The sequence below is a fragment of the Streptomyces plumbidurans genome (assembly GCF_019857225.1).
Taxonomy (GTDB): domain Bacteria; phylum Actinomycetota; class Actinomycetes; order Streptomycetales; family Streptomycetaceae; genus Streptomyces; species Streptomyces plumbidurans.
Genome location: NZ_JAFJSY010000009.1, coordinates 41,953 through 64,421, shown reverse-complemented (window position 1 = coordinate 64,421; position 22,469 = coordinate 41,953). Strand labels below are relative to the sequence as shown.

Annotated in this window: 17 protein-coding genes; 12 read left to right on the top strand and 5 right to left on the bottom strand. The window is 71.3% G+C overall.

Annotated elements, in window-relative coordinates; translation table 11 throughout:
* Positions 1–116 precede the first annotated feature (116 nt).
* From JYK17_RS07500 to JYK17_RS07465, 8 genes are all read left to right on the top strand, one after another.
* Positions 117–911, top strand: coding sequence for a TIGR03084 family metal-binding protein (locus JYK17_RS07500; protein WP_222810071.1), 795 nt, complete (start codon positions 117–119; stop codon positions 909–911).
* A 62-nt stretch (positions 912–973) separates the two neighbouring features.
* Positions 974–2,599, top strand: a complete 1,626-nt coding sequence (locus JYK17_RS07495) for an acyclic terpene utilization AtuA family protein (RefSeq protein ID WP_234548484.1) — start codon at positions 974–976, stop codon at positions 2,597–2,599.
* On the top strand, positions 2,554–4,194 hold the full coding sequence (locus JYK17_RS07490) for an acyl-CoA carboxylase subunit beta (protein WP_372464970.1): 1,641 nt from the start codon (positions 2,554–2,556) through the stop codon (positions 4,192–4,194). The genes JYK17_RS07495 and JYK17_RS07490 overlap by 46 nt, the downstream gene beginning before the upstream one ends.
* A gap of 8 nt (positions 4,195–4,202) precedes the next feature.
* A complete protein-coding gene (locus JYK17_RS07485) occupies positions 4,203–6,098 on the top strand; it encodes an acetyl/propionyl/methylcrotonyl-CoA carboxylase subunit alpha (protein ID WP_222810070.1) in 1,896 nt (631 codons plus the stop codon).
* Positions 6,099–6,180: 82 nt separating this feature from the next.
* On the top strand, positions 6,181–7,317 hold the full coding sequence (locus JYK17_RS07480) for an acyl-CoA dehydrogenase family protein (protein WP_108008689.1): 1,137 nt from the start codon (positions 6,181–6,183) through the stop codon (positions 7,315–7,317).
* 20 nt (positions 7,318–7,337) lie between these two features.
* Positions 7,338–8,915 (top strand): 4-coumarate--CoA ligase family protein, encoded by a 1,578-nt coding sequence (locus JYK17_RS07475; RefSeq protein ID WP_222810069.1) that lies wholly within the window; start codon positions 7,338–7,340, stop codon positions 8,913–8,915.
* On the top strand, positions 8,912–9,646 hold the full coding sequence (locus JYK17_RS07470; protein ID WP_222810068.1) for an enoyl-CoA hydratase family protein: 735 nt from the start codon (positions 8,912–8,914) through the stop codon (positions 9,644–9,646). Before JYK17_RS07475 ends, JYK17_RS07470 begins: the two co-directional genes overlap by 4 nt.
* Position 9,647: 1 nt before the next feature.
* A complete protein-coding gene (locus tag JYK17_RS07465; RefSeq protein ID WP_222810067.1) occupies positions 9,648–10,268 on the top strand; it encodes a TetR/AcrR family transcriptional regulator in 621 nt (206 codons plus the stop codon).
* Positions 10,269–10,582: 314 nt separating this feature from the next.
* On the opposite strand, the gene JYK17_RS07460 is transcribed toward JYK17_RS07465, so the two are convergent.
* On the bottom strand, positions 10,583–11,683 hold the full coding sequence (locus JYK17_RS07460; protein WP_108008679.1) for a citrate synthase 2: 1,101 nt from the start codon (positions 11,681–11,683) through the stop codon (positions 10,583–10,585).
* A 295-nt stretch (positions 11,684–11,978) separates the two neighbouring features.
* On the opposite strand from JYK17_RS07460, the gene pdxH reads away from it, so the two are divergent.
* Positions 11,979–12,647 carry a pyridoxamine 5'-phosphate oxidase gene (pdxH, locus tag JYK17_RS07455; RefSeq protein WP_222810066.1) on the top strand — a complete coding sequence of 223 codons (669 nt, stop codon included), beginning with the start codon at positions 11,979–11,981 and terminating at the stop codon, positions 12,645–12,647.
* Positions 12,648–12,945: 298 nt separating this feature from the next.
* Here the strand turns inward: pdxH and iscB are convergent, their stop codons facing one another.
* A complete protein-coding gene (gene iscB / locus JYK17_RS07450) occupies positions 12,946–14,337 on the bottom strand; it encodes an RNA-guided endonuclease IscB (RefSeq protein WP_267974128.1) in 1,392 nt (463 codons plus the stop codon).
* A 607-nt stretch (positions 14,338–14,944) separates the two neighbouring features.
* On the opposite strand from iscB, the gene JYK17_RS07445 reads away from it, so the two are divergent.
* Positions 14,945–16,354: a PAS domain-containing protein gene (locus JYK17_RS07445; RefSeq protein WP_222810064.1), complete on the top strand. Its 1,410-nt coding sequence runs from the start codon at positions 14,945–14,947 to the stop codon at positions 16,352–16,354.
* A gap of 489 nt (positions 16,355–16,843) precedes the next feature.
* Here the strand turns inward: JYK17_RS07445 and JYK17_RS07440 are convergent, their stop codons facing one another.
* A complete protein-coding gene (locus JYK17_RS07440; protein ID WP_108008671.1) occupies positions 16,844–17,599 on the bottom strand; it encodes an SIS domain-containing protein in 756 nt (251 codons plus the stop codon).
* 249 nt (positions 17,600–17,848) lie between these two features.
* Between JYK17_RS07440 and JYK17_RS07435 the strand changes: the two genes are divergently transcribed.
* Positions 17,849–18,541 (top strand): iron-dependent transcriptional repressor DtxR, encoded by a 693-nt coding sequence (locus tag JYK17_RS07435; RefSeq protein WP_108008669.1) that lies wholly within the window; start codon positions 17,849–17,851, stop codon positions 18,539–18,541.
* Between the two features lie 538 nt (positions 18,542–19,079).
* The gene (locus JYK17_RS07430) at positions 19,080–19,955 is read left to right on the top strand and encodes an alpha/beta fold hydrolase (RefSeq protein WP_108008667.1); all 876 of its coding nucleotides are present in this window, start codon (positions 19,080–19,082) and stop codon (positions 19,953–19,955) included.
* A gap of 126 nt (positions 19,956–20,081) precedes the next feature.
* On the opposite strand, the gene JYK17_RS07425 is transcribed toward JYK17_RS07430, so the two are convergent.
* Both JYK17_RS07425 and JYK17_RS07420 read right to left on the bottom strand, forming a co-directional pair.
* Complete coding sequence (locus JYK17_RS07425) at positions 20,082–21,683, bottom strand: transporter (RefSeq protein WP_222810063.1); 1,602 nt, start codon at positions 21,681–21,683, stop codon at positions 20,082–20,084.
* Positions 21,680–22,468, bottom strand: coding sequence for an ABC transporter ATP-binding protein (locus JYK17_RS07420; RefSeq protein ID WP_108008663.1), 789 nt, complete (start codon positions 22,466–22,468; stop codon positions 21,680–21,682). Before JYK17_RS07420 ends, JYK17_RS07425 begins: the two co-directional genes overlap by 4 nt.
* Between the last annotated feature and the right edge of the window lies 1 nt (position 22,469).

The following is a 22,469-nucleotide window of genomic DNA, read 5'->3' as shown; positions in this document are numbered from 1 at the left end:
CCACCACCTCCTCTCACTGAGAGTAGCCAAGTGACCGCACACAGATATCCACCTGTGGAAAACAAATTAATACAAGCATGCTTGATTGTTTCTAGCCCCGCTGCCATGCTCGCCCCATGGCTGACCCGACGCCCGTGATCGATGATCTGTGTGCGGAGAGTGAGGAACTCGACCGCATGGTGGCCGAGTTGAGCCCGGAGCAGTGGGCGCTCATGACCCCCGCGCCCGGCTGGACCGTGGCGCACCAGATCGCGCACCTCGCTTGGACCGACCACCACTCCGTGCTGGCCGTGACGGATCGAACCGCCTTCTCCCGTGAGGTCGAGAAGGCGCTCGCCCAGCCCGGGGACTTTGTGGACAACGGGGCCGAGGAGGGCGCCGCCAAGCCGCCCGAGCGGCTGCTCGCGGACTGGCGGGCCGGGCGCAAGGCGTTGGCCGAGGCGCTGCGAGCGGCGCCCGAGGGGGCCCGTTTCCCCTGGTACGGCCCGCCCATGGCCACCGCCTCCATGGCCACCGCCCGCCTCATGGAGACCTGGGCCCACGGCGGGGACGTAGCGGCGGCCCTCGGCGTGGAACGCACCCCCACCGACCGCCTCCGCCACATCGCCCGCCTCGGTGTCCGCACCCGCGACTTCGCGTTCGGCGTGCATGGACTGCCCGTGCCGTTCGAGCAGTTCCGGGTCGAACTCACCGCACCCTCGGGCGAGTTGTGGACCTACGGCCCCGAGGACGCCGACGAGCGCGTCACCGGCCCCGCCCTCGACTTCTGCCTCCTGGTCACCCAGCGCGCCCACCGCGACGACCTCGCCGTCGAGGCCGTAGGCGAGAACGCCGACCGCTGGCTGGACATCGCCCAGGCCTTCGCCGGGCCCCCGGGCAAGGGCCGCCCGCCGAAGGGAGCCGCCCGGTGACGCCACGGCCGCCCCTGCGCATCGGCAACGCCTCCGGCTTCTACGGCGACCGTTTTGACGCCATGCGCGAGATGCTCACCGGCGGCGAACTCGACGTCCTCACCGGCGACTACCTCGCCGAACTCACCATGCTGATCCTCGGCCGGGACCGGCTGAAGGACCCCGCCGCCGGGTATGCCCGCACCTTCCTGCGCCAGTTGGAGGAGTGCCTCGGTATCGCGCACGAGCGCGGGGTCCGCGTCGTCACCAACGCCGGCGGCCTCAACCCGGCCGGACTCGCCGACGCCGTACGGAAGTTGGCCGACCGCCTCGGCATCCCCGTTCGTGTCGCCCACGTCGAGGGCGACGACCTCACCGCCGCCCACCCGGGCAGCCTCGCCGCCCACGCCTACCTCGGCGGCTTCGGGATCGCCGCGTGCCTGCGCGAGGGCGCGGACGTCGTCGTCACCGGCCGGGTCACGGACGCGGCACTGGTCACCGGGCCCGCCGCCGCGCACTTCGGCTGGCAGCCGGGGGAGTACGACCGGCTCGCGGGCGCCGTCGTCGCCGGACACGTCCTGGAGTGCGGGACTCAGGCCACCGGCGGCAACTACGCCTTTTTCAGCGAGGGCGACCACGACCTTCGCCACCCCGGCTTCCCGCTCGCCGAGGTCCACGAGGACGGCAGCTGCGTCATCACCAAGCACCCCGGTACCGGCGGCTTCGTCGACACCGGCACGGTCACCGCGCAGCTCCTGTACGAGACCGGTGGCGCCCGCTACGCCGGTCCCGACGTCACCGCCCGCCTCGACACGATCCGGCTCACCCAGGACGGCCCCGACCGCGTCCGTATCGACGGCGCACGGGGCGAGGCCCCGCCCCCGACCCTCAAGGTCGGCCTCAACCGCCTCGGCGGCTTCCGCAACGAGGTCGCCTTCGTCCTCACCGGCCTCGACATCGAGGCCAAGGCCGCGCTCGTGCGCGAGCAGATGACGGACGCGCTCGCCAAGTCACCGCCGAACGAAGTCCGTTGGGATCTCGTCCGCACCGACAAGGCCGACGCCGCTTCCGAGGAGACCGCGAGCGCCGTGCTCCGGCTGGTCGTGCGGGACCCCGACGAGGCGGTCGTCGGACGGCCGTTGAGCGGCGCCGCCATCGAGCTGGCGCTCGCCAGCTACCCCGGCTTCCATGTGCTCGCACCACCCGGAAAGGGCGCGCCCTACGGGGTCTTCGACGCCGTGTACGTCCCCCAGGGCGACGTCGAGCACATGGCGGTGCTCCACGACGGGCGCCGGATTTCCGTGCCACCGGCCGCCGACAGCCTCGTACTCGAAGACCTGCCGGAGCCCGAGGCTCCCGAGCCGCGGGCCGCATCCCGTGTCCGCCGCGCCCCTCTCGGTGTCGTCGCCGGGGCCCGTAGCGGGGACAAGGGCGGCAACGCCAACGTCGGGGTGTGGGTGCGGTCGGACGCCGCCTGGCGGTGGCTGGTGCACACGCTCACCGTCGAACGGTTCCGTGAACTGCTGCCGGAAACGGCCGACTTGGGCGTCGTACGGCACGTCCTGCCGAATCTGCGCGCGCTCAACTTCGTCGTCGAGGGCATCCTCGGCGCGGGCGTCGCAGCCCAGCACCGCTTCGACCCGCAGGCCAAGGCCCTCGGCGAATGGCTGCGCTCCCGCCACCTGGACATCCCGGAGGACCTGCTGTGACAGTGATCAACTCCGGTCTGGACACGGCCGGTTCCGACTACCGCGAGAACCGCGAGGCCATGCTCGCCAAGCTCGCCGACCTCGACGCCGAGCACGCGAAGGCGCTCGCGGGCGGTGGTGAGAAGTACGTGGAGCGGCACCGCAAGCGCGGCAAGCTGCTCGCCCGGGAGCGCATCGAGCTGCTGCTCGACCCGGACACACCCTTCCTGGAGCTGTCGCCGCTCGCCGCCTGGGGGAGCGACTACGCCGTGGGCGCCTCGCTGGTCACCGGCATCGGCGTCGTCGAGGGCGTGGAGTGCCTGATCACCGCCAACGACCCGACCGTGCGCGGTGGCGCCAGCAACCCCTGGTCGCTGAAGAAGGCCCTGCGCGCCAACGACATCGCGCTCGCCAACCGGCTGCCCTGCATCAGCCTGGTGGAGTCGGGCGGCGCCGATCTGCCGTCGCAGAAGGAGATCTTCATCCCCGGCGGCGCCATCTTCCGCGACCTGACCCGGCTCTCGGCCGCCGGCATCCCCACCGTCGCCGTCGTCTTCGGCAACTCCACCGCCGGAGGTGCGTACATCCCCGGCATGTCCGACCACGTGATCATGGTCAAGGAGCGCGCGAAGGTCTTCCTCGGCGGGCCGCCGCTGGTGAAGATGGCCACCGGTGAGGAGAGCGACGACGAGTCGCTGGGCGGCGCCGAGATGCACGCGCGCGTGTCGGGTCTCGCGGACTACTTCGCCGTCGACGAGCCCGACGCCCTGCGCCAGGCCCGGCGCGTGGTCGCCCGCCTCAACCACCGCAAGGCGTACGAGGATCCGGGACCCGCCGCACCTCCCAAGTACGACGAGGAGGAGCTGCTCGGCATCGTCCCCGGCGACCTCAAGATCCCCTTCGACCCGCGCGAGGTCATCGCCCGGATCGTCGACGCCTCCGACTTCGACGAGTTCAAGCCGCTGTACGGGACCAGCCTGACCACCGGCTGGGCCGCCCTGCACGGCTATCCGGTCGGCATCCTGGCGAACGCCCAGGGAGTGCTCTTCAGCGAGGAGTCGCAGAAGGCCGCCCAGTTCATCCAGCTCGCCAACCAGCGCGACATCCCGCTGCTGTTCCTGCACAACACCACCGGTTACATGGTCGGCAAGGAGTACGAGCAGGGCGGCATCATCAAGCACGGCGCCATGATGATCAACGCGGTCTCCAACTCGAAGGTCCCGCACCTGTCCGTCCTCATGGGCGCCTCCTACGGCGCCGGGCACTACGGCATGTGCGGACGCGCCTACGACCCGCGCTTCCTGTTCGCCTGGCCCAGCGCCAAGTCGGCCGTCATGGGCCCGCAGCAGCTCGCCGGCGTCCTGTCGATCGTCGCCCGCCAGTCGGCGGCCGCGAAGGGTCAGCCCTACGACGACGAGGCGGACGCCGGGCTGCGCGCCATGGTGGAGCAGCAGATCGAGTCCGAGTCGCTGCCGAAGTTCCTGTCCGGGCGGCTGTACGACGACGGCGTCATCGACCCGCGCGACACCCGCACCGTCCTCGGCCTGTGCCTGTCCGCCATCCACACGGCGCCCTACGAGGGCGCACGCGGCGGCTTCGGCGTCTTCCGGATGTGAGGGGTCACATGACGACAACAGGAGCCTCTGTGATCACATCTGCGATCCCTTCCACGATCACCTCGGTGCTCGTCGCCAACCGCGGCGAGATCGCCTGCCGCATCTTCCGGACCTGCCGCGATCTGGGCATTCGTACGGTCGCCGTGCACTCCGACGCCGACGAGAACGCGCTGCACGCGCGCGTGGCCGACACGGCCGTACGGCTGCCGGGCGCGGCGCCCGCCGAGACGTATCTGCGCGGCGACCTGATCGTGAAGGCGGCCGTCGCCTCCGGCGCGGACGCCGTCCACCCCGGCTACGGCTTCCTCTCCGAGAACGCCGACTTCGCGCGCGCCGTCCTCGACGCAGGACTGGTGTGGATCGGGCCGCCGCCCGAGGCGATCGAGGCGATGGCGTCCAAGACCCGGGCCAAGCAGCTGATGGGCATCGAATCCCTGGACCGCGACCGGGTCACCGAGTCCGACCTGCCGGTGCTGGTGAAGGCCGCCGCGGGCGGCGGCGGGCGCGGCATGCGGATCGTGCGCCGCCTGGACGACCTCGACGGTGCCCTGGAGGGCGCCCGCGCCGAGGCCGCGAGCGCCTTCGGCGGCGGCGAGGTCTTCGTCGAGCCGTACGTCGAGGGCGGCCGGCACGTCGAGGTGCAGATCCTCGCCGACACCCACGGCACGGTGTGGGCGCTGGGCACCCGCGACTGCTCCCTGCAACGCCGCCACCAGAAGGTCGTCGAGGAGGCGCCCGCCCCCGGCCTCTCCGAGCAGCTCACGGACGAACTGCACACACTGGCCGTACGCGCCGCACGCGCCGTCTCGTACGTGGGTGCGGGCACGGTCGAGTTCCTCGTCGCCGGCGACCGGGCCCACTTCCTGGAGATGAACACCCGCCTCCAGGTCGAACACCCCGTCACGGAAGCCGTGTTCGGCCTCGACCTGGTCGCCGAGCAGATCCGCGTCGCCGAGGGCCACCCCCTCGAGAACGACCCCCCACGCGCGCGTGGCCACGCCATCGAGGCCCGTCTGTACGCCGAGGACCCGGCGGCCGACTGGGCCCCGCAGACCGGCACCCTGCACCGCCTGGCCGTCCCCGACGGCGTCCGCCTCGACACGGGCTACGGCGACGGCGACGACATCGGCGTCCACTACGACCCCATGCTCGCCAAGGTGATCGCCCACGCCCCCACGCGCGCGGAGGCCGTCCGCAGACTCTCCGCCGTCCTGGAGCGCGCCACCATCCACGGCCCGGTCACCAACCGCGACCTCCTCGTCCGCTCCCTGCGCCACAAGGAGTTCACGAGCGCCGGCATGGACACCGGCTTCTACGACCGCCACCTCACCGACCTGACCACCCCGGCCCCCGACCCGTACGCCCCGCTCGCGGCCGCCCTCGCCGACGCCCGCACCCGCACCTCCCGCTTCGGCGGCTTCCGCAACCTCCCCTCCCAGCCGCAGACCAAGCGGTACGCCATGGCGGGCGAGGAGCACGAGGCCCGCTACCGCCACACCCGCACGGGCCTGGAGGCCGACGGCGTACGCGTCGTGACGGCCACGCCCGACCTCGTGGTCCTCGAAGTGGACGGCGTACAACGCAAGTTCGAGGTGTCCCGCTACGGCACCCGGATCTACGTCAACACCACCCCCCTCACCGCCCTCCCCCGCTTCCCCGACCCCACCGCCCAACACGCCCCCGGCTCCCTCCTCGCCCCCATGCCGGGCACGGTCGTGAAGGTTGCCGAGGGCCTGACCGAGGGGTCCCCCGTAACGGCCGGACAGCCCCTCCTGTGGCTGGAGGCGATGAAGATGCAGCACAAGATCACAGCTCCCACCGCAGGAACGCTGAGCGCTTTGCATGTCGTGTCCGGCCAACAGGTCACAGTCGGTTCACTGCTGGCGGTAGTGCAAGAGACCTAGGGGCGCGGGGCGGTATCGATTTGCGGCTACCGCCGCGCGAGCGCGACCAACCACGGACAACCCGCAGCCCGAAGGAGTCCTGATGACCCTCGTCGAATCCGAAGAACACAAGGCGCTCCGCGCATCAGTAGCCGCCCTGGGCAAACGCCACGGCCGCACCCACGACCGCGACCAACTCTGGTCCGAAGCAGCAAAACTCGGCTACCTGGGCGTCAACCTCCCCGAGGAGTACGGAGGCGGCGGCGGAGGCATCGCAGAACTCTCCATCGTCCTGGAAGAACTCGGCGCCGCCGGCAGCCCCCTGCTCATGATGATCGTCTCCCCGGCGATCTGCGGCACCGTCATCTCCCGCTTCGGCACCGACACCCAGAAACAGAAATGGCTCCCGGGCCTCGCCGACGGCACCCGCACCATGGCCTTCGGCATCACCGAACCCGACGCCGGCTCCAACTCCCACCGCATCACCACCACCGCCCGCCGTGACCCCGACACCGGCGACTGGCTGCTCACCGGCCGCAAGGTCTTCGTCTCCGGCGTCGACATCGCGGACGCGACCCTCATCGTCGGCCGCACCGAGGACGCCCGCACCGGCAACCTCAAGCCCTGCCTGTTCATCGTCCCGCGCGACGCGGAAGGTTTCGAGCGGCGCGCGATCGACATGGAACTCAGCGCGTTCGAGAAGCAGTTCGAGCTGACCCTCGACGACGTACGGCTGCCCGCCGACGCGCTCGTCGGCGACGAGGACGCCGGCCTGCTGCAACTCTTCGCCGGCCTCAACCCCGAGCGCGTCATGACCGCCGCCTTCGCGATCGGCATGGGCCGCTACGCGCTCGCCCGCGCCGTCGAGTACGCCCGCGACCGCCAGGTCTGGAAGACGCCCATCGGCGCCCACCAGGCCATCGCGCACCCCCTCGCCCAGGCGCACATCGACCTCGAACTCGCCCGTCTGATGATGCAGAAGGCCGCTCACCTCTACGACGCCGGGGACGACATCGGCGCAGGTGAGGCCGCCAACATGGCCAAGTACGCGGCGGGGGAGGCGTGCGTGCGGGCGGTCGACCAGTCCGTGCACACCCTCGGCGGCAACGGCCTCACCCGGGAATTCGGGCTCGCCTCATTGATAACCGCCTCGCGGGTGGCTCGTATTGCTCCGGTGAGCCGGGAGATGATTCTCAACTACGTCTCCCACCAGACCCTGGGTCTGCCCAAGTCGTATTAGGCCGTCGCCTTGGAGGAACCGTGTTCCGCAGCGAGTACGCCGACATCCCGCCTCTCGAAGTCCCCATCCACGAGGCCGTGTTGGGCCGGGCCACCGAGTTCGGGGACGCGCCCGCCCTGATCGACGGGACCGACGGCACCACCCTCTCGTACGACCAACTCGACCGCTTCCACCGGCGCGTCGCGGCCGCGCTCGCCGAGGCGGGCGTACGCAAGGGCGATGTGCTGGCCCTGCACAGCCCCAACACCATCGCCTTCCCGACCGCCTTCTACGCCGCCACGCGCGCGGGCGCCTCCGTCACCACCGTGCACCCGCTCGCCACCGCCGAGGAGTTCGGCAAGCAGCTCAAGGACTCGGCGGCCCGGTGGATCGTCACCGTCTCGCCGCTGCTGGAGACGGCACGCCGAGCGGCCGAACTCGCGGGCGGCGTCGAGGAGATCTTCGTCTGCGACAGCGCACCCGGACACCGGTCGCTGATCGACATGCTGGCCTCCACCGCCCCGGAACCGCAGGTCGACATCGACCCCGTCGAGGACATCGCCGTTCTGCCGTACTCCTCGGGGACCACCGGCATCCCCAAGGGCGTGATGCTCACCCACCGCCAGATCGGCACCAACCTCGCCCAGCTCGAACCGCTCATTCCGGCCACCCCCGGCGACCGCATCCTCGCCGTCCTGCCCTTCTTCCACATCTACGGCCTGACGGCCCTGATGAACGCCCCGCTCCGGCAGGGCTCCACGGTGGTCGTCCTGCCCCGCTTCGAGCTGGAGACCTTCCTCGCGGCCATCCAGAACCACCGCATCACCGGCCTGTTCGTGGCCCCGCCCATCGTGCTGGCCCTCGCCAAGCACCCCTTGGTGGCCCAGTACGACCTGTCGTCGCTGAAATACATCATCAGCGCCGCCGCCCCCCTGGACGCCTCACTGGCCGCCGCCTGCTCCCACCGGCTCGGCCTGCCGCCCGTCGGCCAGGCCTACGGCATGACGGAACTGTCGCCCGGAACCCACGTCGTACCGCTCGCCGCCATGCACGACGCACCGCCCGGAACCGTCGGCAAGCTCATCGCCGGCACCGAGATGCGCATCGTCTCCCTCGACGACCCCGACAAGGACCTCCCCGCCGACGAGTCCGGAGAGATCCTCATCCGCGGCCCCCAGGTCATGAAGGGCTACCTCGGCCGCCCCGACGCCACCGCCCAGATGATCGACCCCGACGGCTGGCTGCACACCGGAGACGTGGGCCATGTCGACGAGGACGGCTGGCTGTTCGTCGTCGACCGGGTCAAGGAACTCATCAAGTACAAGGGGTTCCAGGTGGCACCCGCCGAACTCGAGGCCCTCCTGCTGACCCACCCCGGCATCGCCGACGCCGCCGTCATCGGCGTCTACAACGAGGACAACAACGAAGTCCCGCACGCCTACGTGGTGCGCCAGCCGAACGCGTCCGGCCTCTCCGAGGGGGAGGTCATGATGTACGTCGCCGAAAACGTCGCCCCCTACAAGCGCGTCCGGCACGTCACCTTCATCGACGGCGTCCCCCGGGCCGCCTCCGGCAAGATCCTGCGCCGCGAACTGAGGGCGCTGAGGGAGCGCACGTGACCCTGATCGCCCGCACGCGCGCGCGTGGAGTCGAGACTCTCAGCCTCGACTCCACCGCCAACCGCAACGCCCTGTCGGCAGCCCTCGTAGGAGAACTGGCGGACGCGCTGACGGACTGCGCCAAGGACGGCGACGTACGCGCGATCGTCCTCACCCACACCGGCAACACCTTCAGCGCGGGCGCCGACCTGCGCGACCCGCCGCACCCCGATGCCCTGGTGGACCTGCTCCGGCAGATCGTCACCCTGCCCAAACCCGTTGTCGCCCGGGTCACCGGACACGTACGGGCGGGCGGCCTCGGCCTGCTCGCCGCCTGCGACATCACGGCGGCCTCCAGCACGGCGAGCTTCGCCTTCACGGAGGTCCGCATCGGGGTGGCCCCCGCGGTCATCTCCCTGCCCCTGCTGCCCCGCACCGACCCCCGCGCGCTGGCCCGCTACTACCTCACCGGCGAGCGCTTCGACGCCGCCGAAGCCGCCCGCATCGGCCTGCTGACGGTCGCGGGAGACGACGTCGACGAGGCGCTCGCCCCGATCCTCGACGGTCTGCGCAGGTCCGCTCCCCAAGGGCTGGCGGAGACGAAAGCGCTGCTCACGGCTAAGGTGCTCGAGACATTCGACCGTGACGCGGCCGATCTCACCGCACTCTCGGCCCGGCTGTTCGCCTCCCCAGAGGCCCGCGAGGGGATGACGGCCTTCCTCGAACGAAAAGATCCTCCATGGGTGCTGTGAGATGGCTGCCGTGACCTCGGTCGACCGCGACCGTGACCGTGACCGGGTGCCCAAGCAGGACCGCAGCCGGGCCACCCGGCAGCGGCTCCTGGAAGCCGCCGTGGCCTGCCTCGCCGAACACGGCTGGGCGGGCTCCACGGTCGCCGTCGTCGCCGAACGCGCCGGCGTCTCCCGCGGCGCCGCCCAGCACCACTTCCCCACCCGCGAGGACCTCTTCACGGCCGCCGTCGAATACGTCGCCGAGGAACGGTCCACGGCGATCCGCGTCCTGTTCCCCGACGGCACCGCCGGGGACCGCCGAGCCGTGGTGGCCGCACTCGTCGACCTCTTCACCGGCCCGCTGTTCCGGGCCGCCCTCCACCTGTGGGTCGCCGCCAGTGACGAGGAGCAGCTGCGCCCCCGGGTCACAGAACTGGAGGCCCGCGTCGGCCGCGAGACCCACCGTATCGCCGTGGAACTCCTCGGCGCCGACGAGTCCCGCCCCGGCGTACGCGAAACCGTCCAGGGCCTGCTGGACATGGCCCGCGGCCTCGGCCTCGCCAACCTCCTCACCGACGACCGGGCACGACGGGAGCGGGTGGTGGCACAGTGGGCGTTACTGCTGGACGCGGCGCTGGGCTGAGGTCACCGGGCAGCCTGGGCGCGCCGGAAGCTTGGGCACACCGGGAGCTTGAGCGCGCCGGGCAGCCTGAGCGCGCCGGGCAGCCTGAGCGCGCCGGGCGGTCTGGGGTCCGCGGGCGGCCTGGGCACCGCGGGCGGCCTGAATGCCCCGGGCGGCTTGGGCATGCCGGGCGGCCTGGGCAACGCGGGCGGCTTGAGTGCGCCGAGCGGCCTGGGCAGCCTGAGTGCGCGGCGGGGGCGCGGGCGCGCTCGGCGCCTGGGCACCGCGGGTGACCTGAGCGCGCCCGGGCAGCCACGTCACCGCGCCGCCCCGGGTCAGTGCGCGATGTCGCCGTAGCCCTCGATCTCCTGCGGCCCCCGCGCCCCCGGCCCCACGTAACGGGCCGACGGTCGTACCAGGCGGCCCGTTCGCTTCTGTTCCAGGATGTGGGCCGACCAGCCGGCCGTGCGGGCGCAGGTGAACATCGAGGTGAACATGTGTGCCGGGACCTCGGCGAAGTCGAGGACGATCGCCGCCCAGAACTCGACGTTGGTCGCGAGAACCCGGTCCGGGCGGCGCGCGTGCAGCTCCTCCAAGGCGGCCTTCTCCAGCGCCTCGGCCACCTCGAAGCGCGGAGCGCCCAGCTCACGGGCCGTACGGCGCAGCACACGCGCGCGTGGGTCCTCCGCGCGGTACACGCGGTGCCCGAAGCCCATCAGCCGCTCGCCCTTGTCCAGCGCCTGCTTCACATACGCCCCGGCGTCCCCGGTCCGCTCGATCTCCTCGATCATGCCGAGCACCCGCGAGGGCGCACCGCCGTGCAGCGGCCCCGACATCGCCCCTACGGCACCCGACAGCGCCGCCGCCACGTCCGCACCGGTCGACGCGATCACCCGCGCCGTGAACGTGGAGGCGTTCATGCCGTGCTCCGCGGCGGAGGTCCAGTACGCGTCGACGGCCGCCACATGCTTGGGGTCGGGCTCGCCCCGCCAGCGGATCATGAAGCGCTCGGTGATCGAGCGGGCCTTGTCGATCTCCCGCTGCGGCACCATCGGCCGCCCCTGCCCGCGGGCGGACTGGGCGACGTAGGACAGGGCCATCACGGCCGCCCGGGCGAGGTCCGCGCGGGCCTGCTCGGTGTCGATGTCCAGCAGCGGTTTCAGGCCCCACACCGGCGCCAGCATCGCCAGCGCCGACTGCACGTCCACGCGGATGTCACCGGAGTGCACGGGGATCGGGAACGGCTCGGCGGGCGGCAGGCCCGGGTTGAAGGCGCCGTCGACCAGCAGCCCCCAGACATTGCCGAACGAGACATGACCGACCAGGTCCTCGATGTCGACGCCCCGGTAGCGAAGGGCGCCGCCCTCCTTGTCCGGTTCGGCGATCTCCGTCTCGAACGCGACGACTCCCTCGAGTCCGGGTACGAAGTCGGACATCAGGCGGCTCCTCGTGATGTGTACGGCAGATATGTACGACAGATTTGTACGAAGACGTGCACGACATAGGTGGTGGCCCGCCGGCCGGCTCCCCGGTCGCTGCCGCGACTCGAGGTCCTGGGCGGCCCCCCAGGTGATGCCCCGTGCTTCCGGTGCCTCAACCAGAACGGAACCAGCACGATATATCCGAGTGCCAGTTTTGGGGAGCCTTCGCGGCACTCAGTGCCATCTCCCCTTCCTCCATGATGCGGGACACGGCACCGGAGGGCACGCGCGCATACGGCAGGATGACCGCGTGACCGACCGAGACGCCGTCCCCCTCGATCCCTCCGCCATGCGCAAGCAGTATCGGGCCGAAGGGCTCGCCGAGACCGACCTGGCCGCCACCCCGGTGGCACAGTTCGCCCGCTGGTTCGAGCAGGCCGCCACCGAGGCCCACCTCTTCGAGCCGAACGCCATGATCGTCTCCACGGCGAACGCCGAGGGCCACCCCTCCTCACGCACCGTGCTGCTCAAGCACTTCGACGAGCAGGGCTTCGTCTTCTACACCAACTACGGCTCCCGCAAGGCCGCCGACCTCGCGGAGAACCCGTACGTCACGCTGCTCTTCCCCTGGCACCCGATGGCCCGCCAGGTCATCGTCTCGGGCATCGCCCGCCGCACCGGCCGCGACGAGACCGCCGCCTACTTCCGCACCCGCCCACACGGCTCCCAACTCGGCGCCTGGGCCAGCGCCCAGTCCAGCGTGGTCGCCTCCCGCGCCGACCTCGACGCCTCGTACGCCACCCTCGCCGCCCGCTACCCCGAGGGCGAACAGGTCCCGGTCCCCCCGAACTGGGGCGGCTTCCGCGTCGCCCCCCGGACCGTCGAGTTCTGGCAGGGCCGCGAAAACAGGCTGCACGACCGCTTGCGATACGTGGCGGAGGCGGACGGAGGCTGGAGCGTGGAGCGGCTCAGCCCCTGAGGGGCAGAGATCATCCCTGAGGAGCGGGGGAATGCCCCTGAAACGCAGACGACCCGCGAGCTCGGGTCCCCCCGCCTCACGGCGGAGGAGCCGGCCGGACGTACCGGCGAGCTCGCGGGTCGGGTGACTGCTTGGGATTGGGCCGGCTGCACGTCTCTAGCACGCGCTGGTCCGGCACCGCACTTGATGTGGTGGCGAGCCGCTAGCCCGCAGCCACCTCGCGCGTCCGGGTGTCACTCATGTACCCGATCACCTCCTTTCGACGTAGGCCACACACTAGGAACCGGTCGGCCACCGATCAACCGGTTTTCCGGGATATTGACGGCGGGGGTTCCGGGCGGGTGCTGTAGTCGTAGCCGTCGCCCCTCTGCAGTAGCCGCAGATGCCGGTGGGAGACGTTGATGCGGCCTTTGGACGTGCTGAGGCTGTGCTGTCCTCTGGCCCGCACGCAGATGCGGCCGGTCCATGTGCCCGCCCACTTGCCCGTGGGCACGGTGGTCCGTACGAGGTCTCCGGTGACGTATCCGAAGTGCTGCTTGGTGCGGGCGCGCCGGAGCCGCGGAAACCCGAATCGGTCGGGAGTCGTGCGCGCGTAGGAGCCGCGTCCTGTTGCCTTGAGGACGAGAACCTGGGACGGGAAACGAACGATTGCGTCGCCGGACTCGTGGGCCAGGTGTCCGACGGACAGCGCGTCGAGAGTGTGCGACTTGTCCAGCCCCATGGCAGCGCGGTTCCGCTTGGTGAGGCCTCCTGGCCAGCCGAACACCGGTCTGCCGAGGCTCGAGAGCGCTTCCCTCAGTGGCCATCGGGTGGCATTCATTGCGGCGGCGTCATGAAGGGGCGTCTCGCCCTGCTGGAGGATCTTCGCGAGCCGGTCCGGGGACGCGGCGAGGAAGACCTCGACGGGCAGGGTTCCTTTCCGCATGTTGCAGGGGACGCAGGCGAGAACAAGGTTGGAAATGCGGCTCGAGCCGCCTCGGCTTCGGGGGCGGACGTGCTCGATGTTCAGTGGTACGCCGGTGATGCCGCAGTGGCTGCATGAACTGTTCCACCGGGCGTGGAGGTACGCACGGGCGTCAGTACCGGCGAGCGTTCCCTGGGTGTACCCGGCTCCGCGCAGAGGTCTGCCCGTGCTCATCGAGTGCGTGTCGAAGCCACCACTCTCCACGTGGATCTCGGCGACGGGTGCGTAGCGGCACAGGCGTGCGGCCTCGGAGAAGACGGTGTCGACGCGATGGCGCAGCGAAGGCGGCAACCAGCTCCCCGGGCGAGTCCGATTGTCGGAACGGGGCGCGCGGTAGCGGCAGTTGGCCGAGCGGCGCCTGCGCCGATATCCGGCGCGCTGCTGCATGCGTCCACGGATCTGATCGCCGCGGTGCTGGAGTTCGAAGGAGATTAGGCCACGTCGGACGGTGCCGGTGACGCCCTGCTCGTTGATTCCTTTCTTCTCGTCGGTCAGGTGCAGACCGGTGCCCTTGGAACCGGGATCGATGCGCAATTGAACCCCGTCGACTTCAGAGTCGGCGAGTGTCCGGTCCTTCAGCCGGATCGTGAAGGGAACGTACCGGGCGACGACAGCCCGTCCCTTGCCCAGCAGCTCACGGGCGCGAGCGGGGTGGCAGGGCATGAGGGGATCTCCCTCCTTCGAGAGAACAAAGACCCTGCCCGCGCCGACGCCACCCGTGTACACGTGCTCATGTGCAGGAGCGTCACCGCTCCCGGTCTCTGCCTCCTCCGCCGCCGTGGCAGCGTTCTCGACGTGACGCCGACGGGTGCAGGTGCCCAGCCCGTCGGTCTCCCCTCGCCCATGTTTCCCGACGGCGCCTCGTACGGCGACGAGGTGTCCGTGAGCCGTTTCGTCCCTGCTCCCAGGGGTGTCTGCTCCCACGGATTCCAGAGCAGGCTGCTGAGGAAGCACAGCCTGGTGAGTCTGCTCGCCTGCAGGCAACGTAGTCATCGGGACACCTCCCTGATCCTTGGATCGTGATGACTTGGGCTGGTCGCTCGACCGGCCGGGGGCCGGGGGAGCGAGCGACCTCCCTTCTCGTTCTCGATGTACGCGAGTCACGCTAGTGATCAGTCAGCCGAGTCCGAAGCGGAATCGGAGGATGGGGCTCAATCGTGCGCGTGGATTGATCTTCGGCTGGTGTGCGCCGGATCATGGAGGGCAGCGGTGTTGCAACGATTCCTTCAATCTTGGGGAACTCGATGTGTGCTGTGTCACGTTCAGGTTGGATGATTGCTAGTGAGCGAATCGCCGCGCCGTAGGTGCGGACGCAGCTTGGCAGGGGGTCCAGGTGAGTGCTTCCCGGCGTAGTGGGACCACCGACGAGCTGGGGCCGGACGAGCCCGAGCGGGTGGGGCCCGTGGGCCCTGACGGCTCGGATCTGCTGGCCGCCCTGTTGGACGGGATGGACGCGGCGCTGTGCGCCTTCGACGCCGGCGGCGTCGTGACCCACTGGAATCGTGAGGCCGAGCGGATTTTGGGGTGGACGGCCGCCGAGGCGGTCGGGCGGCACGGGTTCGCCGGCTGGGCCGTACGGGAGGCGGACGCCGAGGAGGTCGAGCGGCGGCTGATGTCCGCCATGGAGGCCCCCGGGCGTCAGGTGCACGAGTTCGCGCTGCTGACGAAGGACGGCGGGCGGGTGCTGGTGCGCACGCAGTCCGCCGCCGTACGCGGTCCCGACGGCAAGCCCGCCGGGGTGTACTGCGCCTTCAGCGAGGTGCACACCCAGATCGACCTGGAGCGGTCCATCGCGCTGAGCGAGGCGCTGTTCGAGGACGCGAGCTGGGGCGTCGTCCTGGTCGACGCGGATCTGCGGCCCGCCGTGGTGAACGCCCATGCGGCGCGCGCCCTCGGGATCGGGCGTACGTCCGCGCTGGGCCGCCCGCTCGGCGAGCTGCTCGCGCAGGGCGTGGAGGAGTTGGAGGGCGCGCTGACGCATGTGCTCGCGGAGGGCGCGCCGCCCGCACCGGCCGAGATCTGGGTGGCGGTGCGGACCGCGGAGGGCGAGGAGCGGCGCTGCTGGCGCTGCGGCTTCGTACGGCTGGCGTCGCCGCTCGCGGAGGAGCCGGTGCCGCTCGGGGTGGCCTGGCTGTTCCAGGACGTGACCGAGGGCAAGCACACCGAGCAGGAGGCGGCGCAGCTGCGGTTCCGGGCCAATCAGCTGCATCGTGCGGCTCGTGCGGCGGGGGAGTGCGAGGACCCGCGGGAGGCCGCGACCGTTCATCTCGACTTCGCGCTCGCAGGATTCGCCGACCACGCGCTGATCGACCGGGTGGCGGGCGGTGCCGTCGCCGACGGGGAGGCGGAGGGTCCGGTGCGGCTGGTGCGGGTGGCCACGACGCCCGCCGGGGCGCCCGGGCCGAGCCTGCACACCGGGAAGGCGGGTCTGCCGGTGCGGTACGGCCCGGGGCATCCGGCGCTGCAGTGCGTGGAGCGGACGGGGTCGGTGCGGGCGACGGTGGGCGCGGTGCCGCCGGCGCAGGCGCGGGAGTGGGCGCTGGCCCGGCAGTGGCCCGGTGACACGGTGCACGCGCTGTGCGCGGTGCTGCGCAGCCGGGGGCGGACGCTCGGTGTCGTGACGTTTCTGCGCGGGGGCGGGCGGAGTGCCTTCGAGCGGGTCGACACGGTGTACGCCGAGGACGTGGCCGTACGGATCGCGGCGGCGCTGGATCTGGCGAGCGTGGTGCGGCGCGACGGCTGAGGGCCCCCGGCCCCTCCCGCGCGCGTGTCGTAAGGGCCGCGTGCCGTAGGGGCCGGTACGCGCGTGCCGCTGCGACCCGTACGCGCGCGTGCCGCTACTGCCGTACGCGCGGGTGCCGCTCCTGCCCGCACGCGCGCGTACCCCTCCTGCCCATGCACGCGTGCGTGACGCTACTGCCCATACGCCCGCGTGCCGTTACTGCACGCACGCGTGCGTGGCCGCTCGTGCCCGTAGGCACGCGCGCGGCCGCTCCTGCCCGTGCACGCGTGCGTGGCCGCTCGTGCCCGTAGGCACGCGCGCGGCCGCTCCTGCCCGTGCACGCGTGCGTGGCCGCTCGTGCCCGTAGGCACGCGCGCGGCCGCTCCTGCCCGTGCACGCGTGCGTGCCGCTCCTGCCCGTGCACGCGTGCGTGCCGCTCCCGCCCGTGCACGCGTGCGTGCCGCTCCCGCCCATACACGCGCGCGTGCCGCCCCTGCCGTACGCGTACTGCTACCGCTGGTAGAAGATCCGGTCCCCGTACTGCTGCATCACCCGGCTGTTCCACTCGTGCCCGCCGTCCACGTTGCCCGAGCGCAGCAGCGGGGGTTCGATGCCGCGGTCGGCGAGGGTGCCTGCCGCTGTGGCCATGACGGCCTGCATGATCGCGCTGGTGACGACGGTGGACGCGGGGGCGAAGGGTGCCGGGACGGTGTCGACGGTGAGGGTCGCGTCGCCGATGGCGATCTTGGAGTCCAGGACGACGTCGCAGTGGTCGCGCAGATAGGTGCCCGAGCTGTGCCGGGAGCGGGTCTGTGTCGCGTACGCCACCGACGTCAGGCCGATGACCTTCACGCCGAGCGCGCGGGCCTTCATGGCCATCTCGACGGGGAGGGCGTTGCGGCCGGAGAGGGAGATGATCACCAGGGCGTCTCCGGAGCGCAGGGGCGAGCACTCCAGGACGGTGCTCGCAAGGCCGTCGACGCGTTCCAGGGCGGAGCCGAGCGTGGCGGGCATGACGTCGACGCCGACGACCCCCGGCACGGTGAGCAGGTTCATCAGCGCGAGGCCGCCCGCGCGGTAGACGACGTCCTGTGCGGGCAGGGAGGAGTGCCCGGCGCCGAAGGCGAAGAGCCGTCCGCCGTCCGCGACCGTGTCGGCGAGCAGGGTGCCGGCCGCCCTGATGGACTCCGCCTCCTCGTCACGGACCCGCTGCAGGAGTTCGATCGCGGCGTCGAAGAACTGGTCGGCCAGTTTGCCGTCGCTCATGCGGGTCCTTCCGGGGGCGGGCTCGGCGGTCTGTGTCGCGGATCACCGTGCGGTCTGGACCAGTGCCGTGTCAATACGGCAGTGCGGCCCACCCGGTGGCGGGGCGTGGCCCGCCCGGCCCCTTGCGCGAGGGCCCTGGTCGCAACGGCGCGGCACGGTTGTCAGTGGTATGCGTCAGAATTGGGTGCAGGGCCAGCGCACGCGCCGGGAAGTCGTCGTGCTTCCGGCAGATCTCACCTAGGGGCACGTATGTCCGGACTGATCGACACCACGGAGATGTATCTCCGCACCATCCTCGAACTGGAGGAGGAAGGTGTGGTGCCCATGCGTGCCCGGATCGCCGAGCGGCTGGACCAGAGCGGACCGACCGTCAGCCAGACCGTGGCGCGCATGGAGCGCGACGGCCTGGTGTCCGTCGCCACCGACCGCCACCTGGAGCTCACGGACGAGGGCCGTCGCCTCGCCACGCGCGTGATGCGCAAGCACCGGCTCGCCGAGTGTCTGCTGGTCGACGTGATCGGCCTGGAGTGGGAGCAGGTGCACGCCGAGGCGTGCCGCTGGGAGCACGTGATGAGCGAGGCCGTGGAGCGGCGGGTGCTGGATCTGCTGCGCCACCCGACCGAGTCGCCGTACGGCAACCCGATTCCGGGGCTTGAGGAGCTGGGCGAGAAGGACGGCGCGGACCCCTTCCTGGACGCGGGCATGGTCTCGCTGGCGGACCTCGACCCGGGCACCGACGGCAAGACGGTCGTGGTGCGCCGCATCGGCGAGCCGATCCAGACGGACGCGCAGCTGATGTACACGCTGCGCCGGGCGGGTGTGCAGCCCGGTTCGGTGGTGAGCGTGACGGAGTCGGCGGGTGGGGTGCTGGTGGGCAGCGGCGGCGAGGCGGCCGAGCTTCAGTCGGACGTCGCCTCCCATGTGTTCGTCGCCAAGCGCTGACCACGGGCGGCGGGCCGTGTCCCGCCCCGATGCTCCGACGAGTGTCAACTTCCGGTTCTGCAGGGGTGTTTGAGGCGCCGTTCGGGCCTGTGGGCCGGTTTCCTCGATGTGAAGGTTCGGTGGCCGAAATCGCAAGCGCTCGGACGTTTCGCGTGCGAGGCTGTCGCGAGAGGCATATGACCTGAGGGGGCGGGAGGATGCGCCGCAGATGTGGGGAGAGCCCCGGCGCCTTGCGGCGCCGGGGCCCGTCCTCCCCTGTGCTGACCCGGAGCCCCGAGCTCCCAGGGTCATCCCCCACGGACCGTTTTCCCCGAGCGGTCCGCTTCCCGCTGAAGATCTCCCCTCGGTGGCGGCGATCATTCCTTGCGCGAGGTCACTCGTACGAGGGGTGTTGCCCGCAAATACAGCATCTTCGAACGTGTTTTCGATAGCCTGCGGCTGACGGATCAGGGGGTTCGCGGGAGGAACGGCAAGCGGTACGGCACGGCAGGACGCGGTTCACGGAGCGAGTTCACGGAGCCAGGGGGGTGCCAGGACCATGGCGCGACGCATCGACGTGAGCGGGGCGGGCGGCGTACGCCTTGCGGCCTGGGAGTTCGGCGACCCGCCCAAGACCGACCCGGTGACCGGCTCGACGGGCGAGGACACCCCGGGCGTTCTGTTACTGCACGGTCTGATGGGCCGTGCCTCGCACTGGGCCTCCACCGCCCGCTGGCTCGCCGAACGCCACCGCGCCGTCGCGCTCGACCAACGCGGCCACGGACAGAGCGAGAAGTCCCCGCAGACCTCCTTCACCCGCGAGGCCTACGTCGAGGACGCCGCGGCCGCTCTCGAGCAGCTGGGCCTCGCCCCCGCCGTCCTCATCGGCCATGCCATGGGCGCCCTGACCGCGTGGCAGCTGGCCGCGGCCCGGCCCGATCTGGTGCGCGGCGTGATCATCTGCGACATGCGGGCGTCCGCGCTGGGGGCGGCGTCCCAGCGGGAGTGGGCGGCCTGGTTCAAGGCGTGGCCGGTGCCGTTCGCCACGCTGGCCGACGTACGGAAGTGGTTTGGCGAGGACGACCCCTGGGTGGAGCGGCCCAATCCGGCGCGGGGGGAGTTCTACGCCGAGGTGATGCACGAGTCGGCCGACGGGTGGCGGCCGGTGTTCGAACCCGAGCAGATGCTGCGGTCCCGGGAGACGTGGGTGTACGACGCGCACTGGGAGGAGTTGGCGCAGGTGCGGTGTCCGGCGCTGGTGGTGCGGGGGCTGGACGGGGAGTTGGGGCGGGCGGAGGCGCAGGAGATGGTGCGGGTGTTGCCTCTCGGCGAGTATGCGGAAGTTGCTGATGCCGGGCATCTTGTGCATTACGACCAGCCCGAGGGGTGGCGCGCCGCTATTGAGCCGTTTTTGGAGTCTGTTCGGGGCGTCTGAGTAGGTGCCTAGTGGGGTGGGGGGTTCGGTTCGGGGGCGGGTGCGGGTGCGTTGGGGTTGCTCGCGCAGTTCCCCGCGCCCCTGAAAACCTGCAGTCACCCCAGGTCCCCTGGAACCGGGAGCCGGTCAGCCCTTGCTCACCGCTGTGAGGATTTCCGGTAGGCGGGAGGCTGTGCGGGGGGCTGCCAGGTGGAGGCCGGACCAGGTGAGGGTGGTGCCGTAGGCGGCGCCGAAGGGGAGGAGGAGCCAGCCCCAGTCGTCGCCGTTCGTGGCGATGCCCGCCCAGATCGCCGCGGCGATGACGGGGGAGCAGAGCAGGGCCGCGGAGACCATGCCGCCGAAGATGGAGATCCAGGCCAGGCCGGCCTGGCCCGGGGCGACGTTCTTGTAGCCCTCCTGCGGGATGGAGTACGGGAAGCGGGCGGAGGTCCAGGCGCCGGTGGCCAGCATCGCTCCGAGCAGGGCGAAGGAGAGACCGAGCACCTGGGGCAGCCGGGGCCAGTCGCCGAGCATCGCGGTGGTCAGGACGGTGACGAGGGTGGCGTACGGCAGGGTGATCACCAGCAGGGCCAGCGCCCGCCCGCGCAGATCGACATAGGCGTCGTGCGGGGAGGAGATCGTCGTGGCGACCATCCAGAACGCGGAGGTGTCCTGCCCGAACTGGTTGTACATCTGGATGCCGAGCATCCCCGCCGCGAAGCACGCGAAGTAGATCGAGCCGGTGCCCTGCAGCGCGTTGAACACCGGCACGATGAGGCCGATCGCCAGTGACGTCACCCAGGCGGCCTTGGTCTTGGGGTCGCGCCAGATGTAGCGCAGGCTGCGCTCCATGACCGTGCCGGTGCGGCCGGCCGGCAGCAGCCGGGCGAGACCGCCGGAGGTGCGCTCACGGGCGGTGGGCCGGTCGGCGGCGGCCTGCAGGGTGGAGCCGTCGGGGGCGGTCATCAACTTGGTCAGATGGGCCGACCACACGGCGATCAGCGCGTACAACGCGGCCGCGCTCAGGGCGAGTTGCGCGACGGCGGCGCCGTAGGAGCCCTCGCTCACCGAGTCCACCGCACCGACCGCCGACGCGGGCGGCACCCACTTCAGCACGTCGGCCACCGGGTCCAGCTGCGAGAGACCGGACGAACCCAGGCGCTGCGCACCGAAGTTGACCAGCTGTGCCCCGACCGCGATGACCAGCCCGCTGAGCACCGCCAGGTCGCGGCCCTTGCGGCTGGTCAGCAGGCGGATGTTGGCGGCGGCGACCGCCCGCGCCAGCGCCACGCACACCAGCAGCGCGAGGAGAACGGCCACGACGCCGACCGCGTACGCAGCGCCGCCGTGCGCGACCGCGATCACCGAACCGATCAGCAGCAACAGCGTGAACAGCGGCCCGAAGCCCACCAGCGAGGCCGCGAGCAGCGCCCGCACCAGCGGCCGGGGCCGCAGCGGCAGCATCACCAGCCGCGTCGGGTCGAGCGTCTCGTCGCCGCTGGGGAAGAACAGCGGCATCACCGCCCAGCCCAGCGCCAGCACGGCCACCAGGATCGCGACCACGGACAGGGCGTGGTCGTTGCCGTGCAGCGCGATCAGGCCGAGCAGTTGCAGCGCCCCGAAGAGCACGACGACGACGGCCGACACGATGTAGGCAGCGCGCCGTCCGCCGGACTGCCTGAGCCCGTTGCGCAGCAGCGACAGTTTCAGCCGTACGAATACGGGGGTGAGGTTCGCTTCGGTCGTCATCGTGCGCCGCCGCCCAGCCAGTCGAGGTCGGAGCCCGCGTCGCGGCCGCCGGCGCCGACGAGTTCGAGGAACGCCTGCTGCAGCGAGGCCGCCTCCCCGCGGACCTCGGCCAGCGGGCCGTGGGCGCGGATGCGGCCGGCGGCCATGACGGCCACCCAGTCGCACAGGGACTCCACGAGCTCCATGACGTGGGAGGAGAAGACGACGGTGGCGCCCGAGGCGGTGTAGCGCTCCAGCACCCCGCGGATGGTCTGGGCGGACACCGGGTCGACGCCCTCGAACGGCTCGTCCAGGAAGAGCACTTCGGGGTTGTGCAGCAGCGCGGCGGCGAGCCCGATCTTCTTGCGCATGCCCGTCGAGTAGTCGACGACGAGCTTGTGCTGGGCGCCGGCCAGGTCGAGCACGTCGAGCAGCTGGGTGGCGCGCTTGTCGGTCTCGGCGCCGGGCAGCCCCCGCAACCGCCCGCTGTAGCCGAGCAGTTCGCGCCCCGAGAGGCGCTCGAAGAGCCTGAGCCCCTCCGGCAGCACCCCGATGCGGGCCTTCACCGACGCCGGGTCGCGCCACACGTCCTGCCCGACGACCTCGACGCTCCCCTGATCGGGCCGCAGCAGTCCCGTCACCATGGAGAGAGTGGTGGTCTTGCCCGCTCCGTTGGGCCCGACCAGCCCGATGAACTTGCCCGCGGGCAGGTCGAGATCGATCCCGGCGACGGCGATCTGCTGCCCGAAGCGCTTCCAGAGCCCTCGCACGCGTACGGCGGCAGTGACCTCGTTTCCCTCTGTCATG

Bases quoted from the DNA above. Each gene is read 5' to 3' on its own strand.
- JYK17_RS07500 (WP_222810071.1), top strand. From the start codon at position 117: ATGGCTGACCCGACGCCCGTGATCGATGATCTGTGTGCGGAGAGTGAG.
- JYK17_RS07495 (WP_234548484.1), top strand. From the start codon at position 974: ATGCGCGAGATGCTCACCGGCGGCGAACTCGACGTCCTCACCGGCGAC.
- JYK17_RS07490 (WP_372464970.1), top strand. From the start codon at position 2,554: ATGGCTGCGCTCCCGCCACCTGGACATCCCGGAGGACCTGCTGTGACA.
- JYK17_RS07485 (WP_222810070.1), top strand. From the start codon at position 4,203: ATGACGACAACAGGAGCCTCTGTGATCACATCTGCGATCCCTTCCACG.
- JYK17_RS07480 (WP_108008689.1), top strand. From the start codon at position 6,181: ATGACCCTCGTCGAATCCGAAGAACACAAGGCGCTCCGCGCATCAGTA.
- JYK17_RS07465 (WP_222810067.1), top strand. From the start codon at position 9,648: ATGGCTGCCGTGACCTCGGTCGACCGCGACCGTGACCGTGACCGGGTG.
- JYK17_RS07460 (WP_108008679.1), bottom strand. From the start codon at position 11,683: ATGTCCGACTTCGTACCCGGACTCGAGGGAGTCGTCGCGTTCGAGACG.
- JYK17_RS07440 (WP_108008671.1), bottom strand. From the start codon at position 17,599: ATGAGCGACGGCAAACTGGCCGACCAGTTCTTCGACGCCGCGATCGAA.
- JYK17_RS07435 (WP_108008669.1), top strand. From the start codon at position 17,849: ATGTCCGGACTGATCGACACCACGGAGATGTATCTCCGCACCATCCTC.
- JYK17_RS07430 (WP_108008667.1), top strand. From the start codon at position 19,080: ATGGCGCGACGCATCGACGTGAGCGGGGCGGGCGGCGTACGCCTTGCG.
- JYK17_RS07425 (WP_222810063.1), bottom strand. From the start codon at position 21,683: ATGACGACCGAAGCGAACCTCACCCCCGTATTCGTACGGCTGAAACTG.
- JYK17_RS07420 (WP_108008663.1), bottom strand. From the start codon at position 22,468: ATGACAGAGGGAAACGAGGTCACTGCCGCCGTACGCGTGCGAGGGCTC.